13 protein-coding genes and 1 pseudogene are annotated in these 17416 nt (G+C 66.5%); 1 reads left to right on the top strand and 13 read right to left on the bottom strand.

Annotated features, from left to right (window positions below; translation table 11 throughout):
• Positions 1 to 73: 73 nt before the first annotated feature.
• On the top strand, positions 74 to 2377 hold the full coding sequence (locus tag KO516_RS11730) for a type VI secretion system Vgr family protein (protein WP_216003978.1): 2304 nt from the start codon (positions 74 to 76) through the stop codon (positions 2375 to 2377).
• On the opposite strand, the gene KO516_RS11725 is transcribed toward KO516_RS11730, so the two are convergent.
• From KO516_RS11725 to KO516_RS11665, 13 genes and pseudogenes are all read right to left on the bottom strand, one after another.
• Positions 2364 to 2813, bottom strand: a complete 450-nt coding sequence (locus KO516_RS11725) for a TagF domain-containing protein (RefSeq protein WP_216003977.1) — start codon at positions 2811 to 2813, stop codon at positions 2364 to 2366. The two genes, KO516_RS11730 and KO516_RS11725, sit on opposite strands and share 14 nt — an antisense overlap.
• Positions 2814 to 6344 (bottom strand): type VI secretion system membrane subunit TssM, encoded by a 3531-nt coding sequence (gene tssM / locus KO516_RS11720; RefSeq protein WP_216003976.1) that lies wholly within the window; start codon positions 6342 to 6344, stop codon positions 2814 to 2816.
• Between the two features lie 3 nt (positions 6345 to 6347).
• Complete coding sequence (gene icmH / locus KO516_RS11715; protein ID WP_216003975.1) at positions 6348 to 7676, bottom strand: type IVB secretion system protein IcmH/DotU; 1329 nt, start codon at positions 7674 to 7676, stop codon at positions 6348 to 6350.
• 10 nt (positions 7677 to 7686) lie between these two features.
• A complete protein-coding gene (gene tssK, locus KO516_RS11710) occupies positions 7687 to 9015 on the bottom strand; it encodes a type VI secretion system baseplate subunit TssK (RefSeq protein ID WP_216003974.1) in 1329 nt (442 codons plus the stop codon).
• A 14-nt stretch (positions 9016 to 9029) separates the two neighbouring features.
• Complete coding sequence (tssJ, locus tag KO516_RS11705) at positions 9030 to 9482, bottom strand: type VI secretion system lipoprotein TssJ (RefSeq protein WP_252737555.1); 453 nt, start codon at positions 9480 to 9482, stop codon at positions 9030 to 9032.
• Between the two features lie 4 nt (positions 9483 to 9486).
• A complete protein-coding gene (gene tagH / locus KO516_RS11700) occupies positions 9487 to 10947 on the bottom strand; it encodes a type VI secretion system-associated FHA domain protein TagH (RefSeq protein ID WP_216003973.1) in 1461 nt (486 codons plus the stop codon).
• Positions 10944 to 11969 carry a type VI secretion system baseplate subunit TssG gene (gene tssG, locus KO516_RS11695; protein WP_216003972.1) on the bottom strand — a complete coding sequence of 342 codons (1026 nt, stop codon included), beginning with the start codon at positions 11967 to 11969 and terminating at the stop codon, positions 10944 to 10946. The genes tagH and tssG overlap by 4 nt, the downstream gene beginning before the upstream one ends.
• Positions 11933 to 13810: a type VI secretion system baseplate subunit TssF gene (gene tssF, locus KO516_RS11690; RefSeq protein ID WP_216003971.1), complete on the bottom strand. Its 1878-nt coding sequence runs from the start codon at positions 13808 to 13810 to the stop codon at positions 11933 to 11935. The genes tssG and tssF overlap by 37 nt, the downstream gene beginning before the upstream one ends.
• The gene (tssE, locus tag KO516_RS11685) at positions 13810 to 14532 is read right to left on the bottom strand and encodes a type VI secretion system baseplate subunit TssE (protein WP_216003970.1); all 723 of its coding nucleotides are present in this window, start codon (positions 14530 to 14532) and stop codon (positions 13810 to 13812) included. Before tssE ends, tssF begins: the two co-directional genes overlap by 1 nt.
• A gap of 24 nt (positions 14533 to 14556) precedes the next feature.
• Positions 14557 to 15066, bottom strand: a complete 510-nt coding sequence (locus tag KO516_RS11680) for a type VI secretion system tube protein Hcp (protein WP_216003969.1) — start codon at positions 15064 to 15066, stop codon at positions 14557 to 14559.
• A gap of 25 nt (positions 15067 to 15091) precedes the next feature.
• Positions 15092 to 16597, bottom strand: a complete 1506-nt coding sequence (gene tssC / locus KO516_RS11675; protein WP_216003968.1) for a type VI secretion system contractile sheath large subunit — start codon at positions 16595 to 16597, stop codon at positions 15092 to 15094.
• A gap of 3 nt (positions 16598 to 16600) precedes the next feature.
• Positions 16601 to 17131: a type VI secretion system contractile sheath small subunit gene (gene tssB / locus KO516_RS11670; protein WP_216003967.1), complete on the bottom strand. Its 531-nt coding sequence runs from the start codon at positions 17129 to 17131 to the stop codon at positions 16601 to 16603.
• 20 nt (positions 17132 to 17151) lie between these two features.
• Positions 17152 to 17416: pseudogene (locus KO516_RS11665) on the bottom strand (hypothetical protein); the annotation flags it as partial.

Here is a 17416-nt window from a genome sequence, read left to right as displayed (position 1 = left end):
TCCCTGTATAGTCGGGATCAATTATACAGTGCATATTTGATCCCGGACCCGTCCGGAGAAAGGGACAGGACAGATGCCCGCCCGAATTGCCACGCTTGAAACGCCGATTGCCCTCCCCGAAGACAGCCTGAAATTCGCCGCGCTCAGCGGATTTGACGAGATCAGCCGCTGTTTCGAATTCCGCGTCAGCGCGCTGTGTCAGGACGATCTTGTGCTTGCGCCCGACATTCTTGGCCGGGAATGCTGCGTCACGGCGCTCACCAACGAAGAAGATGACGGGCAGATCCGCTATTTCAGCGGCATCTGCGACAGCCTGAGCTTTGACGGCAACGACGAGGACGAGCAGTTCCGCTATACGCTGGTGCTGCGCCCGGCGCTGGCGTTGCTGGACAAGACCCGCGACAACCGGATCTTTCAGGAAATGTCGGTGCCGGACATCGTCAGCGCGCTGCTCGACCAGCATGGCATCACCAATTACGAGCTGCGCCTGAGCGGCAGCTACGAGCCGCGGGTCTATTGCGTGCAATATGGCGAAACCACGCTGAATTTCATTCAGCGGCTGCTGGAACACGAGGGCATCTTCTATTTCCACGAATTCGACGATCTGGCGCACAAGCTGATCCTGTGTGACGATCTGGGCGCGCTGGAACCGCATTCGGATGTTTCGGATATTCGATTTGAACCGAATGCGGCGGCGCAGCTGCGCGGCGAAGGCGTGATCACCAAATGGCAGGGCGTGACCTCGGTGCGGCCCGGCATCATGACCCAGACCGACTATGATTTCGAAAAGCCCTCGGCGGATCTGATGGCGCGCCACGATGCCCGCGCAGGGCACCCGAACGACGGGTTCGAGCGCTATGATTACCCCGGCCATTACCTGAAGACCGGGCGCGGCGATGCGCTTACCGACCTGCGCTGGCAGGAAGGCCAGCGCGACAGCCATCTGGCGCTTGCAGAAAGCTCGGCCAGCCTTCCGGCGGCGGGGCATACCATCACCCTGTTCGATCACCCGAGGATGCCCGAAAACGGGCTTTATGTGCTGCTGCGCGCCGACTATGCGCTGTGGGACGATCAATATGCCTCGGGGCGCATGGATCGCGACGAGACCGGCTTTGTCGCCAGCTGGCGGCTGGTGCCCGAACACAGCCAGTGGCGCCCGAGGCTGCGCGCGCCGCGCCCGGTGATGCGCGGCCCGCAAACGGCGCAGGTGGTCGGGCCTGCCGGCGAAGAGATCTACACCGACGCCTACAGCCGCGTGAAGGTGCAGTTCCACTGGGACCGAGAAGGCCAGCGCGATGAAAATGCCTCGTGCTGGGTGCGGGTCAGCGCAGCATGGGCCGGGTCCGGCTGGGGCTTCATCCAGATCCCCCGCATCGGGCAGGAGGTGATCGTCGATTTCCTCGAGGGCGATCCCGACCAGCCGATCATCACTGGCCGCGTTTACAATGCCGAACAGATGCCACCCTACGAGCTGCCCGCCGAGGCAACGAAATCGGGCTGGAAATCCAACAGCTCCAAAGGTGGCGGTGGCTGGAACGAGCTGATGTTCGAAGACATGAAGGGCAGCGAGCTGGTCTATTTTCAAGCCGAAAAAGACCATGACGAGCTGGTCAAGAACAACGAGACCCGCCACATCGGCAATGACTGGTCCGAAGACGTGGTGCATGACGCCACCCAATGGGTCGGCCACAACCGCGATGAGACGGTCGACAATTGCAAGACCACCCATGTCAAGGTCGACCGCACGGTCAACATCGACCATGACGACACCGAAACCGTGGGCAACAACCGCGCCCTCACCGTGGGGGTGAACGAAACCATCGCCATCGGGGTCAATTCGACCGAAACCATCGGCGCGAACCACACCCAGACGGTCGGCGCCAACCAGACCGTCACGGTCAAGGCCAACCGCATCGACGTGGTGGCAATGAATGAAACCCGCAGCGTGGGCATGGCGCAGGCCAACACCATCGGCCTGACGCGCTCGGTCGCGGTGGGCGTCGATCAAAGCCATGACATCGGCAATTCCGACAGCACCTCGGTGGGGCAGGATCAGGCGCTGACGGTGGGCAAGGATCAAAGCGTTTCGGTTGGCGAGAACCGCAGCCTGTCGGTGGGCAAGGACAGTTCGGTGTCGGTGGGCGAGAATTTCACCATGAGCATCGGCAAATCCGGCGGCATGGAGATCGGCAAGGATTTCACCATCACCGCCGAAGACAGCCTGACGCTGAAATGCGGCAAGGCCAAGATCGTGATGAAGAAAGACGGCACCATCTCCATCGAGGGCAAGGACATCACGCTCAAAGGCTCGGGCAAGATCGATGCCAATGCCTCCAGCGATGTCACCATCAAGGGCGCCAAGGTCAAGATGAACTGAGCCGGGCCAGCGCCTCGGGGCTGGCGGGCGCGTTGCCCGGCGCCCAGACCAGCGGCGCGCGCAAGGGCGCGGCGCTGCGCGGCGGCGTCAGCGGCGCCAGCGCCTGCGCCAGCGCGGCCAGATCCAGCGCGCCGCTGAGCCCGGCATCGAGATATGGCAGCGTCATCGCCGCCCAGCCATCCGCGCCGGGCTGATCCACCTGCGAATGCGTCACCGCGCAAAGCGCAAACGCCCGCCCCACCGCATCGCAGCTTGGCACCGCAAGGATCAGCGCCTCTGGCAGCGCCGCAAGGATTCCGCTTTGGGGCCAGCGCTCGGCGTCGATGGGCAGCAAATGTCGCGTCACCCAGTCATCAAGCGCGCCCTGCACCCCCGGCGGCAGGCCCCGCGCCACGAAATCCCCCTGCGTTGGCAGCTTGCCAAAGACACCCGCCATTCAGAACCCGCGCGGGCAGGAAAAACCCGAAAACATGCGAAGATCGAACGGGTTCTCGACCGAATTGGCGCGCAGGTTGAAACTGGCGCTGAAGCCGCGCGCGCCAAGGCGCAGCCCGAACACCTCGGGCAAGGCCGTGGCCTGAAGCGCGCCGCCCCGGATCAGCCGCAAGAACGCCCATGACCCGGTTTGCGAGGTGATGACCTCGCCGGTGCCATCGACGGGCGCAAAGCTGAGGGTGATCATGTTGGTCTGGTCCGGCCCCGGCCATGTCATCGGCACCGGGCGGGCGGCGGCGTTGAAATAGCTCAGCACTTGCCCATCGACATTCAGCGTCACGCGCGAGGCGTTGGGCGACAGATCGCGCGGTTCAAGGTTGAAGGCCATGATCGGCCCCGCGCCGCCGGGGAACAACGCATCGCGGATCGATCGCGCCTTGGCAAAGGGCGCCAGCAGCGCGTCGTTCAACCCGAAATCCGCCCGCCAGCGCCATGGCCGCACCGAGGTGTCGACATAGGCCAGAAGATGGTCGTTGATATAGCTGTCGATCAGCCCGTCCTTGCCGAACAGCCGGGCGAAATCCAACGTGTTGACGTCGATGGCCGAGGCCTGATCGAACGGATAGCGCCCCGCCGTGGCCGAGGTGCAAAACGGCAGCACATCCGCCCGCCAGCGCGCATTGAGCTGCGCCACCACCGCATCGCGCGTCACCGCGATGGCATCGCCCGCGATGCCCGCGATCCAGTCGTCGATGGGATCGGGCAGCGCACCTGCCTCGTTGGCGATGGCCCCGGTCAGCGAGGGCAAGCCACCCCGCGCCAGCAGCGCCCCGCGTGGATCGGGGCTGGCCGCCACAGTTTGCAGCTCATTCGACAGCGCTGTCAGCGCGGTGATAGCATCGTTCAGCAGCGGCGGCTGACCGTCGACCTCTTCGACGGTGGCGCGGATCGGGGCGAAATGATCCGATACCGGCGTGCCGGGCGGCGCGGGTTCGGCGCCGCCGGGCTGGGCGGCGGCGATCTTCAGCCCGGTCTTGGCCAGCTTGCCGATCTTGCCAAGCTTGAGCAGCGCCTTCTGCCCGGCCTTCTGCGCGGCGGCGTTGTCTTCGATGCCGGGATCCTCGGGGCGGGCCAGATGGGTCTCGCGCACCACCGCTTCGAGCAGGCGCTTGAGCGCGGAATCGGCCGAGGACAGATCCTTGAGGTTCAGCCGCGCCTGATCCAGATCGCCGATCGGCGTCAGCCGGATGTCGCGCAGCAGCCCATCCCATTGCGCGATGAAATCGTCGTAATACAGCTTCAGCACATCGTCCTCGAGCGTATCGACCGAGGCCTGCGCGCTTTCGTTGCACCCGCCGGCGAACACCGCGCGGTCAAGCTGGGCTTGCGCGGCGACCTCGGGCACCAGCGACAGGATGACGTTGTGAAAGCCATCAAAGGTAAACGCCCCCGGCAGCCCGACCCGCAGCGAGGTTTCCGACAATCGCGTCAGCACCCGGTTGCCGTTGGGTCCCGCCACCTCGGCGGGTACAAAGCCCGGAAGGGTGGCGACATCAGGATCGCTCATCAACGCGTTATAGGCGCGCACCGCCAGCGGAATGGTACAGATGCTTTCCAGCGCCACCCCGACAAGCTGCGGATCGGGCGCGATCTTGGTTTCCTCGGTCGCCATGCGGGCCAGCGCGGCAAGCTGATGGTCGATGCTCTCCTCGGTGGGGAAAATATCGATGGGGGCAAAGCTTGGCAGCACGCTTTGCCACCAGATCGACAGGAACGCGCCATCATAGGGCGCCTGCCCGGTCAGCATCTGATAGGCCTTGAGCCCGCCCAGCAGGAATTCGGGATCGCGGGCATGGCGCCACATGGTCGCTTCAAGCGTGGCAACCATGCGCGGTTCCAGCACGTTGCGCAGGATGCGCTCATAAGCGATCTGTCCGGCGCGGGCCAGTTCCGGCGCGGCGCTGGGGCCTAGCGCCGTCAGCGGCGCGGGCCGCAGCACCGTCGCAGCTTGCAGGGTCTGGGTCGCGGCATCCAGCGCCAGATCGAGGTCAAGCGGATCGGTCGGTGCCTGCCGCGCCGCGACATTGGCCAGCCGCGCCGACAGCGTTGCCAGCTGGCGTTCCTGATCGGCCAGCGCGCCGTCGTAGCGCAGGAAGCTGTACAGGAACACCGCGCCAAGCAACGCCACCACCAGCGCCGTGCCCGCCAGCGCGCCGCGCCACGCCCACCGCCGACGATCCTCGGCGCGCGGATCGAAGCGGCCCAGCCCGGCCTCGGGGAACACCAGATCGCTCAGCAGGCCGCGCAGGAAATAGCTGCGGGTGGCGCCATGTTTGCGCGGCTCGACCCATGGCGCGCGCATCCCCAACGAGGCCGCCGTGGCCGCCACCAGCCGGTCGATGGGAGAGCCTTCCTGCGTGGCAGAGCTGAAATAGACCCCACGCAACCACGGGCTTTCCTCGTAGCGGCTGTCGCCGAACACCGCCTCGGTGAGGATGGTCAGCGGACGCATCAGCGCCTCAAGCTGGGCGGGAAAGCGGAATATCTCGGCCCGCTCGGCCAGCGGCAGATCATCGGCGATGCGCGCGCCCAGCCGCGCCTCGAGCGCCTCTTGCAACAGGCGCATCTCGCGCAGGATGGCGGTGTCGTCGATGCGCTCGGTGGTGCCAAGGCTGGCGCCCCAGACCTGTTCGCGCTGCTGGGTCGACAGATCGGCGAAAAACGTCTCGAAACCGGGGATCAGATCGGCCTTGGTGATCATCAGATAGACCGGCAGCTTCAGCCCCGTCACCTCGCGCAGCTCGGCCAGCCGCTTGCGGATCTCGCGGCCATGATCGCGGATCGAGGCATCGTCGCCCGCCAGTTCCTGTACCGACAACGTCAGGATAACCCCGTTGAGCGCCCGCCGCCCCCGGTGTTTGACCAGCAGGCGCAGAAAGCCTGTCCATTCGGCGGCATCGACCTGCGGGTCCGACGCCTGCTGCACATAACGCCCGGCGGTGTCGATCAGCACCGCGTCTTCGGTGAAGAACCAGTCGCAGTTGCGCGTTCCGCCCATGCCCTTCAGATCATCGCCAAGGTCGATGGGAAAATGCAGCCCCGACTGGCGCAGCGCGGTGGTCTTGCCAGTGCCGGGCGGGCCGATGAACACATACCACGGCATGTCGCGCAGGAACTTCTTGCGCCCCAGCTTGCTGCGTTTCATCTGGTCGAGCACGCCCTGAAACTTGGCGTTCACGGCGGCGATGCTCTCGTCCTCGGGGGCGGCGGGCGGCGGCGCGGCCAGATCGGTGACAAAGGCGCGGTTGGCGCGCGCGGCGCGGATCTGGCGCAGCAGCAGCGAGACCAGCCACAGGATCGCGATGACCCCGATGACGATCACCCGCGTCAGGTCTGATGCCATCGGTTGCGCCGCACCGATGCTGACCAGCGGGCCATACAGCCAGATCAGCACGCACAGCAGCGCAAGGCCGATGAAGGTCCACAGCGTGCGGGACAACAGGGTGCGAAACAGGATGCGCAGAACGGTCATCACCTAGACCTTCTTTTGCAGGATGATTTCGACGCGCCGGTTACGGGCGCGCCCTTCCCGCGTGGCATTGTCACCGATGGGTTCTGCCGCCGCCCGCCCTTCAGAGCTGATCAGCGCGGCATCGACGCCCCCCGCGCGCAGCAGATCGGCGATGGTGCTGGCGCGGGCCTCGGACAGGCCCTGATTGGAGCGGAACGGGTTGGAGGTCTGCACCGGCACGCTGTCAGTATGGCCCACCACCTTGACCGCGCCGATAAACTCGGCGTTGTCGCGGATCACCTGCGCGATCGAACCGACCAGCGCGGTGTATTCGGCGTTGATGTCGGCCTTGGCGCTGCGGAACAATTCGGGCGCGGTGCCCTGCACCACAAGGATGGCAAGGCTGACATCCTCGCGCCCGCTCAGCGCCTTGCCGGTGGCCGCGGGGGCGGCCTGCGCGAACAGCGGCAGCAGTTCCAGCAACACCGGATCGGCGCGGAACTGCGGCACTTCGGTGGTTTCGATCACCGGGCGAAAGATCTCGGCCCGCTCGGAGGGCGGCAGCAACCCCGCCAGCGAGAACAGCTGTTCGCTGCGCCCCGACAGGCGCAGCCCCAGCGCCATGTAGATCCCAGTGAGCAGCGCGATGCCGATCAGCGCGATGGCCCAAAGCGGCACGATGAATCGGCGCTCTTCGTCCGCCGCCGCAACCCCGCGCCAATGCGGCGAGAGCGGCGCATCGCGCGCATCGCGGTCGCGCAGGATGCGGGCAATCTTGCCACGCAGCGCCGACAGCTTTGCCTCGCCCGCCGCGCCCTCGATCCGATGCTTGCCGCGAAAGCCAAGCGACAGGCACAGGAAGGCCAGCTCCAGCAGTTCAGGGTCACGCTCGGGGTATTGCGCCAGCCCGTCGGCCAGTGCAAAAAACCGCTCGCCCGCGTCGATATCGCCGTACATCTGCACCACCAGCGGGTTGCGCGGCCAGCCGCTGGCCCCGCCCCATGGCGTGTTGAGCGCGATGTCATCGAGCAGCGCCGCCACGAACCACGCCCCCTGATCGGCGCGGGTCAGCGTGACGCCCGCCGTCACTGCGGCGTCGCGCGCGTGGGTCAGGTTTTCGTGCAGCCGCGTGCGCAGCATGTCGGGGCTTTCGGGGGCGGTGGCCTTTTCCAGCTCGGGCGCAAAGCCCAGCAGGGCGGCATAGGCGTTGACCAGAGGGTTCCCCGACGCCCGCCCCCCGCGCAACCGCACCGGCGCATCCGGCGCAGGCTGCGCCGATCGCAGCTGCGGGCGCGGGCGGATGCGGGTGCGGGCGGCGTCGCTTTCCAGCCCAAAGGGATCGTCCTTGGTCATCGCGTTTCCTTCACCGGCTCACCGCGTAGCAGTCGATTTCCGGCTCTCGTTCCAGATTGCCCGCCACCCCGACGACAAAGCCCGGCGCCTCGGCCAACGCCGCCCAATGCGGCGAGCTGCGGTCCAGCTCAAGGCACAGGCGTTCGCCGTCATAGGGGATCTCGCGCGGTTGCGAGCCCAGCGGTTTCAGCGCGATACCGGTGAGGCGCGATTTCCACAGCGCCTCGAAATCATCGGCCGCGCCCACCGTGGCCTGATCGACGAACATCTTGCGCAGCAGCGCCTCGGACAGATCGCCCCCCACCCGCAGCACGATGCGCGAGCTGCGGATGATGTCGGCATTGTCGATGCGCACGGTCCAGATGTTGTCGGAATGGCGCGCCACCCGCATGGCGCGGCTTTTGGGTTCGACATGGCGCAAAGACAGCACCAGTGAGCGCAGCGTGTCGGCCAGCTCGCCAAAAGGCATCTGCGGATCGGTGTGATCATAGGGCGGCATCTCGCCCAGCCGACGCGCCGAGGCACCATAGGTGGCAAAGCGCCCGGCGATACCCGCCAGTTCCATATAGAGCATCGACGGGTGCACATCGTTCTGCGCCAGCAGATGGGTCAGCCGGGCGCGGGCGCTGTTGGCCGCCTCGAGGATCAGCAGGTTTTCCATCGACGCGCCGGTGCCCGCCAGCACCATGCCGCCATGCGCCTCGGCGATGCGCCCGATGCCGGTCACCAGCTCCTTGAGCAACTGCGCATACCATGGCACCGCCCCGATGTTCAGCGCTGGCGGCAGGAACCCCGCATCCAGCAGCGCCGCGCCCTCGGCGCCCAGCCCTTCGAGCCGCGCCACCGGCAGCACGGTATAGCCGCGCGGCTCGTCGCCGGGCAGCAGCAGCTTGGGCGCAAGGCGGGCGATCTCGATCTCGACCGGCTCGGCGCCGCCGCGGATCTCGTCGCCAAGGGTGAGGGTTTCGCCAACATAACGCGCGCCTGACGGGTCGGCATGGGCCGGATCGATCTGTGCGCCGCTGCCGGTCGCCGGGATCGCCAGCAGCACCAGCCCCGCGCCGGTTTTCGGCCCCACCGTGGCGGGCGCCAGCGGCGCGCAGGCATCAAGGCTGAAGAAGGTGCCGTCGGGCATCACGCCGCGCGCGCCCTCAAGCGCGATCTGGCCCGCGTCCAGCGCCACCTTATCGAGCCCAAGCTGGCTAAAGCCGTAGCCCTGAAGCGGCATCGCGCCAAGCGCCTGTCGCGCCTGCCATGCGGCAAAGCGGTCCTGTTGCTGGAAATGCTGGGTCCGAAGGAACAACCCTTCGGACCAGACCACCCTGTTGCTGTCGGTCATGTTGTCCTTTCCGTTCAGGTCATCACGAGCGAAATGCCGCCCGGCCCGACCGAGATCACCAGCCCGCTGTCTGCCCCCGGCGCGGGCACCTTGCGGCGCAGCACCTTGCCTGCCGGGTCGCGAAAGCCCGCCGTCACGCCGATCACCGTGGTGCCGGGCGCGATGGCGATGTCGCGCGATACGCTGACGCCGGGGGCCAACACGATCTGATCGGCCTTGACCAGTTCTGCCCCCACCGCTGCCGAGGCATTTTGCAACGCGAAGACATCGGCGCTGTCGAAATTCGAGGCCCCGCTCATCTGAAGCACCGTGACCGTGACCGGCCGGTCGGCGCCATCGGGGCCGGGGTTCATGCCGGGGCTGGCATCGGCGCGCAGGCTCAGCACCGGGGCGGCGGCCTCTTGGCAGGCGCCAAGCGCCAGCGCGCTGGCCCCCGCGGCAAGGATGAAGCGTCTTGAATGGGTCATCACGTCACTCCTTTCGGTTCTCATAGGCATCGCGGAAATCCACCCCGACCTCGCCAAGGAACTGCTCTTCGGCGGCGCGGGCGATCTCGCGAAAGCGTTCCTCGTAAAGTTGCCAGAGCTTGGCGCTGCGCCCGCCCGCCAGCAGGCTTTCAAGCCGCCCGACATCCTCCATCTCGCGGGCGATTTCGGCGGGATCGAACTTGCCCAGCATCCGGCGCAGCGCGGTCTGCATCGCCGCCCATGTGCGCATCTGGTGGTCGTGCAGATCGCGAAAGGCTTCGGCCAGCGCCGGATCTGGATCAAGATAGCCGCGCCCGCGCGGGGCCATCAGCGATTCAAGCCCCTCTTCGGTCGAGGCGAGGAATTTCAGCGGGTTGACGTTCTGGCTGGCGATGACGGTTTGCGCCACCCGCACCCGCGCGCGTTCCTGCGCGCGGTGGCGCAGCAGGATCATCAGCCCTTCGGTCAGCGCCCGCATCGAGCGGCCGATCTGTTCAAGCTGTTCGGGGCTGGCACTGCCCTGCACGCCGAGGCCGCGATAGAGCGCCTCGATGGGATCGTTTTCGGACGGGGCGGCGCGGGGCGCAACGGGATTGGCGGCCGGTGGCGGCGCTGGTGTCGGCTCTGGTGCGGGCTCTGCGGGCGGCTCTGGCACAGGCTCTGGCACAGTCTCTGGCGGCGCGCCAAAGCCAAAGGACGCCGACAGGATCGGCTGTTCCTCCGGGTCTGGCGCGGGCGGTGTGACCTCGGGGGCGGGCTCTGGCTCGAAACTGGCCGAGAGACCGGCGAACAGATCGGGCTTGGCCGGGGGGTCATCGGGGGTGGCCCGATCGGGAGCGGCAGGCTCGGGCGCGCTGCCAAAGAACGCATCGCCCCCGGTGCGTTCCATACTGCGGGCGCGCGGCGCGGTCTCGCCGGGGCTGCCCTGAAGATCGAGCTCGAACGGATCACCCTGATCGAGCGGGCGCGGCGGCGCGGGCGGCTCCTTTTGCCAGTTGAGCGCCGCCCCGCTGTCTTTCAGCCCGAAGGGATCGGGCAGCGTGGCGGGGCGTTCGGGGGGGGGCGGCGCCGCCTCACGCGCGCCGAAGTCAAAGCCGCCCGGACGTGGCGGCGCGGCGGGGGTCACCGCCGGGGCGATGGTCTGGCGCGGCGTGTCGGGCATGGCCTCGATGCGCAGGGTGAAATCGCCGAGGCGCAGCTTCATCCCCGGCTCCACAGGCACGGAGTTCCCCGGCCCCAGCGGGTTTGCCGCGTTGTCGATATAGAGCCCGCCCGAGGAGGCATCGGTCACCATCACCTGCCCGCCCTGTTCGGACAGGATCAGGTGGCGGCGCGAGATGAACATCTCAGGATCGTCCAGCTGCCAGTCGCAATCCTCGCTGCGCCCGATGCTCAGGCGATTGCCCTCGAACACCATCTCGGTGCGCGCCTGCGGCCTCGGGCTGTGTTCCAGCACCAGCTTCATGCGGCCTGCCTTTCCTCGGTTATGGCGGCAAAGCACAGATCGTCTGCGTCGCGCCCCGGCAGCGGCGACAGCCAAGCCGTGCGCCCCAGCTGGCAGCCGCCAAGTTGCGCCGGAGGCACGTCTTCGGCGCGCAGCACAAGGCGCAGATCAAAGGCGATCTCGCGCCCCATGGCCGAAAGCACCGCGTGGCGCAGCCGCGCCCATGCCTCGGGGTCGTTCAGAAAATCGTGGAACTGTGCCAGCGTCAGTGGCCCCAGCCGCAGCTCGGCGCGCGACTGGCGATCAAAGATCCGCGCCCCCGCCACCGCACCGCTGCCAAGCCCGCAATGCTGCCCGCCAAGCCGGGTCTGAAGCCGCTCTGGCAGCGCCGTCCAATGGCCTGCCCATTCGACCACATCCACCGGCAGCCCCAGCACGGTTTCAAGAAACCGCGTCAGCCGCTGCGGCCCGCGCACCTCTTGTGCGAGCGAGGTGGCGTGGTGCAGTTTCGCGCTGTCCAGCCGGGCATCGCCGGTCGTTTCTCCGGGCAGGCCGATGCCGGCCAGCGCGCGCAGCATCGCGGTGATGCGCTCGCCATCGCCATGGGCGATGTGGATTTCGGGGCGCGCATCGGCCCAGGCCCGCCAGTACAGCGCGATCAGCCGGTGTTGCAGCAGGTTGGCGAAATCAAGAAAGGCGGTGTCGGCGCGGGCCCCCTGCCCGGCCCCGTCGAACCAGCGGTTCGACAGGCGCTGGATGATCCAGCGCGTCATATGCAGCGGCAGCGGACCTTCGGGCCCGATCAGCCCCAGCACATTGATCGCCACCTGCGCCGGGCGCTCGGCGCTGGCTGGCGTCAGGCTGGCGACATCCGAGGTTGCAAAGCTTTGCCGGGCAAGCTGACCCAGCCGCGCCGGATCGGGGCCAGACCGGCCAAAGCGCGCCGCATCGGTTTCAAGCCGCCGCAGCAGTTCGAACACATCCATTTCGGCAATCGCCTCAGCGCTCAGATCAGCGCGCGGGTGCCGGGAGTCATCGGCCATGTCACCTCTCTTTGCTGATGGGTCAGCCGCGTGCGGGTGCGGACAAAGGAATTGACGCCGGCGTGGCGCGCGAACAACTGCGCCAACAAGGCCGACAGCAACAGATCGCTGCCGCCCGACAGCAGCTGATCGTCGATGTGCAGCGTGATCTCGGTGCCATGGCCAAAGCACATCGGCCCCGGCAGACCGAGCCGCTCGATCACCCGGCGCGACGATACCTTTTCCAGCGCCCGGCCATGGCGGCGCAGCGCCGGATCGCCCCGGTCGGCATAAAGCTGGACCAGCGCGCGCAGCGGTTCGGCATCGGCGCCGGTTTCCGCCAGCGACAGGTGGTTCAGCCCCAACTGCGAGATCCAGCGCCACGACAGGTGATCCATCCGCGCCTCGCCCCCGGTGCCCTGCGGCAAGCTTGATCGCAGCGACGGATGCGGGCGGCGCATGTTGCGCAGCAGGCGCACCTCGGACACCGGATCGCCGGTTTCCAGCGTCAGCTTGGGCATGTCGTCGAGGATCGGCAGATCGCGGTTGGTGCACAGCGCCCGCACGTCGAGCCGACGCAGCGCCCTGTCCGATGCGCGCCCCGCCGGGCGGCCGGTCGACAGGTACAGATCGTCGCCCGAATAGCTCGACCGGGTCTGGCCGCGCCGCACGTCTTCGGTATCGGGCAGCCTCGGGCGGCGTTCGAAGGAATAGACATGACCGCTGTCCATCCCCGCCTCGACCCCGAACAGCGGACGCAGGCGGGCTTGCGGGCCATCGCTTTCGGCATCCTCGACCCGCAGCAGGCGGTAGATCTCGTAATCCTTGGGGCGGGTGCGGTCGGCTTGAACGATATGCGCCGAGCGGTTGGCGCGCAGCTCGACCAGATTGCATTCATGTTCGAACAGGTTGAGCACCGGCGTCACGAACAGCGTCATGTCCTGCGCGCTGGTCTGCGCCAGCGCCGGGCGTTCCTCGCAGAGCAGCACCACCACGTCGAGCGTGCTGTCGCTGCAAGATTGCACCACCGGCCCCAGCCCCGATAGCCCGAGGTAATGAAACCGCTCGGGCATCAGGAAATATTCGCGCAGCAGCCGGTAGCCTTCGAACGAGGGGCGCGCACGGGGCAAAAGCGCCTCGTCGCCGTCGATGCCAACAAGGCGCGGGAGAGGCAGGGGGCGAAACGGCGTGCGCCCATCGGCGGGGCGCGCCGCGATGCCGGCGCAGCCCCCGAAACAGGCATCCAGCAGCGCCCCCCCCCGCGCGCCCGCGCCAAGGTATATTTCCAGCCGGTCCAGCGGCAGCTCCGACAGCGGCCCACCTTCCAGCCGCTCGAGCGTGATGTGCAGCCCCGCCGAGGCCTCGCGCGACAGCTGCGCCGACACCCCGGCCTGCGCCAGCGCGCCGCGATCGGGCAGGTAGCGCACCGATGCCAGACGGATCGGCCACAGCGCCACCGGCTGCGCGGTGGTATAGGTCGCGCGCGTCGCCAACCCCTCGCGCAGCCCGGCCACCAGCCGGGTGCCACGCTTCATGGTATAGCCCGAGGTCATCCGCAGCGTCTGCGGGCCGGGCACCATCTGCGCCATGCTCATCGCCGGAGACGGCCCCGCCAGATCGGGATACAGCATGTCGAGCAGGTTGCGCACATAGCGCGACGCCTCGGCATCGACCTTGAGCCGGGTGCGTGCCGCCAGAAACGCCACGCCTTCAAGCAGCCGCTCGACATAGGGATCGGGGCATGGCACCGCGTCCAGCGCCAGATTGCGCGCCACGTTGGGATGCAGCGCCGCGAAATCCTGCGCAAGTCCGCGGATCGCGCCAAGCTCTTCTTCGTAGTAATCAAGGAAGGCCGCGTCCATTAGCGCTCCTCCAGCGTGGTTCGGGCGTTGCCGTTGTCGAGATCGATCGACGTCGACAGCCGCAGCCGCTCGGGGACCGGCGAGAGCAACAGCGTGCCATCCACCGCGATCACCAGCCCGGCCTTGTCCGAGCGCGACACCGTCACCTTGACACTGCCCGGCGCAAGGCGCGGCTCGAAGGTGTTGAGCACCCGCTTCAGCTCGCGCGCCAGCGCGTCGGCGTCGATGTCAGCGCCGTTGCGCCCCGAAAACGACGGCACCCCGTAATTGAGCACGCTGCGCCGCACCTCGGGATAATCGGCGAGCAGGTCGCGCGGGCTTTGATGGGCCAGCGCCTCGCGCGGGGTCAACAGGAAATCTGCCTCCATCCGCTCTGTGTTGAACAGCATTTCAATGTCGCGCCGCACCGCCTCGCGCAGAATGTCCGAGGTCACCACGATGCCCGCCTCTTCGAGACGGCGCTTGCGGGCGCGCAGGGCCAGCAGCCGATGGGCCAACTGGCGGGTTTCGGGCGCGATATCGTCGCGGGCCTCGATGCCGCGCGGCCCGGCGGCCATAAGCGTCTCGGCGGCCTCGGGCGCGCCCATGGCCCGGGCAAGATCGCGGCCAAGCGCGGCCGCTTCGGCGCTAAGACCCGGCAGGTCATCGACCAGCCTGTCCCAGAGGGACGGCTGAACGGCATCCTGCCGGGATACCGCCTGTGTCAGGCGATCGTCAGACATGAACCGGTCCCCTGGTCAGACCGCTCACACGCCTGCCGCGATGTCGAACTCGATCTCGTGCTCGTCGCCGGCAGAGTGATCCTCTTCCTGCACCACGTACTTGACCTTGATGTTCTCGAAGGCGAAACCGATCCGCTCCTGCAACTCCTGACCTTCGCGCTCCACCCGTTCAGAGTCGGTGATGCGCCCGACACCGTCGATCTCGTAGTGCGAGATGATGGTGTTGGTCATGGTGATGGTCAGGTAATCAAGATGCGCTTCGCCGCTGTCACGGCGCACGGTCACGATCACATCCTTGAAGCTTTTCGCCTGCATCGCGGCCAGCGCGATATAGGGCGAGGAGGCATCATAGACCTTTCTGCAGACCAGCGAGCTGACATCGGCGCGCGCACGGGCGCGGCCACGGCCGGTCTGCGCGGTGGCCGCCTGCTCGATCGACCACATGATGTCGGTGATGTCGATTTCATCCTCGTGATCGGCGCGCTGGCTTTCGCCGTCGATATCGGGGATTTTCAGATAGCCGGTAAATGCCATTTTATCTCTCCATTGTCTTCAAAAGTCATGATTTGACAGAGGGCAGCTCGGACACGAGCCGCAGGCTCGCGTTGATGCCTTCCAGTTGGTAATGCGGCCGAAGGTAGAACCGGGCGTTGTAATAGCCGGGGCGTCCCTCGACGCTGTCCACCTGCACCTCTGCGGCGGCAAGTGGCCGTTTGGCCTTGGCCTTTTCATCAGCCATGGCCGGATTGGCGAGGACATAGCGGTTGATCCACTCGCCAAGCCAAACCTGCATGTCGGCGCGTTCCTTGAACGTGCCGACCTTGTCCCGCGCGATCGCCTTCAGGTAATGTGCAAAGCGGCACACGGGGAAAAGATAGGGAAGATTGGCCGACAGCCGCTCGTTGGCCTGCGCGTCCGGGTCGACCAGCTTGCCGGCGCGGGTCTCGTCATCCTGAAGCGAATGCGCCCCGATAAAAGCCGCAAGATCGGTGTTCTTGCGATGCAGGATCGGCATCATCCCCAGCTTGGCAAGCTCGGCCTCGCGGCGATCGTCGATGGCGATCTCGGTGGGGCATTTCATCGCCACAGAGCCATCATCGGTCGGGAAGGTGTGTACCGGCAGGTTCATCACCGTGCCGCCCGATTCAACGCCGCGGATCTGGGTGCCCCAACCGCTGATCTTGTGGCTGCGGTTGATGTTGACGCCCATGGCAAAGGCCGCGTTCATCCAAACGTAATGATCGTGCTTACCGTCGATCTGCTCTTCGAAATCGAAACCCTTCACCGGCACCGTCTCGGCGCCGTACGGCAGCCGCCCCAGCACCCGCGGCATGGTCAGGCCGATATAGCGCGCATCCTCGGACTCGCGCAGAGAATTCCAGCTGGCATATTCGGGCGAGGACATCACCTGTTGCAGATCCTGCGGGTTGGGCAGTTCCTGCCAGCTTTCCATCCGGTAGAGCTGCGGCGCGGCGGCGGCGATAAAGGGGGCATGGGCCGATGCGCAAATCCCGGACAGGTTGCGCAACATGCTCACGTCCTTGGGCTTGTGGCTGAATTCATAGGCCCCGATGATGGCGCCGAACGGCTCGCCGCCAAACATCGAATATTCGTCGGAATAGATCTTCTTGAAGACCGCCGACTGGTCCCACATCTGGCCTTCGTAATCCTCGAGATGATCGGCCAGATCGTCCTTGCGGATGTTCATCACCCGGATCTTCAGCTTCTGATCGGTCTCGGTGTTGTTGACCAGATAATGCAATCCGCGCCATGTGCCTTCGATCTCGCGCAGCTCGGGGGCGTGCAGGATCTCGTTCATCTGCTCCGTCAGGATTTGGTCGATACCGCCGATCAGAGACTTGATCGACTTGACCGCATTGCCGGAAATCGTCGCCGATCCGGCCTTTTCCTGCGCCGCCAGCGCAAGGTTGGCGACAAGACCCTTGAGCCGGTCGGAAGCCTCGTCCTTGACGCGGAAATCCTTTTCCAGCAGCGCCGAGAATTCGCCCAGATCAAGCGCTTCGGCCTCGGCCGCGCCGGTGTCGGATTTGAGTTCTTCTGCCATGGATCAATCCTCCTTGCCGGCGGCCATCGCGGCCTCGGCGGCCTGCGCCAGCAGCGGCTCGTTGCCCAGCAGCTGCGCAATGCGCTTTTCCGCGTCGACCTTGCCGTCCATGTAGCCCAGCAACTCGACCAGCTGGCTGCGCATCTTCAGCAGCTCGGAGAGCGCTGGCACCTGCGCGGCGATCTTGTCGGGGGCGAAATCGGACATGCTCTTGAAGCTGAGATCGACGAAGAGTTCTTCGTCCTTTTCCGCCCCCTCGACGGCGGGCAAGGTATTGGGCACGCGGGCCTTTACCCTCGGGGCGAGCGCCTCCATGAACTTGCCGAACCTGCCCGCGTCGGTTTCCACGAAGCTGCGGTCGGGGATCGGCTTGGACGCCTCCGGGGTTTCCGAAGCGCCGGAAAGATCGGCCATCACGCCCATGACAAAGGGCAATTCGATGGTGGTTTCCGATCCGTAATGTTCGACGTCATAGGCGATCTGGACCCGCGGTGCGCGGTTGCGTTCGATCACCTTCTGCTTGCTGTCGGCCATTCAACTCCCTTTCCTGTTCGCTATTTCTTTTTGCCGTCCTCGACCCCGGCGACGCTGCGAAACTCCTTGAGCCCCGACGGCGCCACCTCTTCCATCAGTTCGAGGAAATCCATCATCACCATCCGCCGCATCCGCCGGGCCAGATGCGGCAGCGGGCTGGACGGTTCGGTGCGCTCGTAAAATGCGATGATCCGGTCGAGCGCGGTTTCGACATCGGCGCGGTTGCGGATCTCGCCGGGCAGGCCCGGCGCTTGGGAGGGGGGAACGGGGCTGGCGGCGCCGGAG

Source organism: Citreicella sp. C3M06 (assembly GCF_018860705.1).
Lineage (GTDB): Bacteria > Pseudomonadota > Alphaproteobacteria > Rhodobacterales > Rhodobacteraceae > Salipiger.
The sequence above is the reverse complement of the archived record's forward strand: the minus strand, read 5'-3'. Positions and strand labels throughout refer to the sequence as shown.

Bases quoted from the DNA above. Each gene is read 5' to 3' on its own strand.
- KO516_RS11680 (WP_216003969.1), bottom strand. From the start codon at position 15,066: ATGGCATTTACCGGCTATCTGAAAATCCCCGATATCGACGGCGAAAGC.
- tssK (WP_216003974.1), bottom strand. From the start codon at position 9,015: ATGACCGACAGCAACAGGGTGGTCTGGTCCGAAGGGTTGTTCCTTCGG.
- KO516_RS11725 (WP_216003977.1), bottom strand. From the start codon at position 2,813: ATGGCGGGTGTCTTTGGCAAGCTGCCAACGCAGGGGGATTTCGTGGCG.
- tssF (WP_216003971.1), bottom strand. From the start codon at position 13,810: ATGGACGCGGCCTTCCTTGATTACTACGAAGAAGAGCTTGGCGCGATC.
- tssG (WP_216003972.1), bottom strand. From the start codon at position 11,969: ATGGCCGATGACTCCCGGCACCCGCGCGCTGATCTGAGCGCTGAGGCG.
- KO516_RS11730 (WP_216003978.1), top strand. From the start codon at position 74: ATGCCCGCCCGAATTGCCACGCTTGAAACGCCGATTGCCCTCCCCGAA.
- icmH (WP_216003975.1), bottom strand. From the start codon at position 7,676: ATGACCAAGGACGATCCCTTTGGGCTGGAAAGCGACGCCGCCCGCACC.
- tssJ (WP_252737555.1), bottom strand. From the start codon at position 9,482: ATGACCCATTCAAGACGCTTCATCCTTGCCGCGGGGGCCAGCGCGCTG.
- tssB (WP_216003967.1), bottom strand. From the start codon at position 17,131: ATGGCCGACAGCAAGCAGAAGGTGATCGAACGCAACCGCGCACCGCGG.
- tagH (WP_216003973.1), bottom strand. From the start codon at position 10,947: ATGAAGCTGGTGCTGGAACACAGCCCGAGGCCGCAGGCGCGCACCGAG.
- tssM (WP_216003976.1), bottom strand. From the start codon at position 6,344: ATGACCGTTCTGCGCATCCTGTTTCGCACCCTGTTGTCCCGCACGCTG.
- tssE (WP_216003970.1), bottom strand. From the start codon at position 14,532: ATGTCTGACGATCGCCTGACACAGGCGGTATCCCGGCAGGATGCCGTT.
- tssC (WP_216003968.1), bottom strand. From the start codon at position 16,597: ATGGCAGAAGAACTCAAATCCGACACCGGCGCGGCCGAGGCCGAAGCG.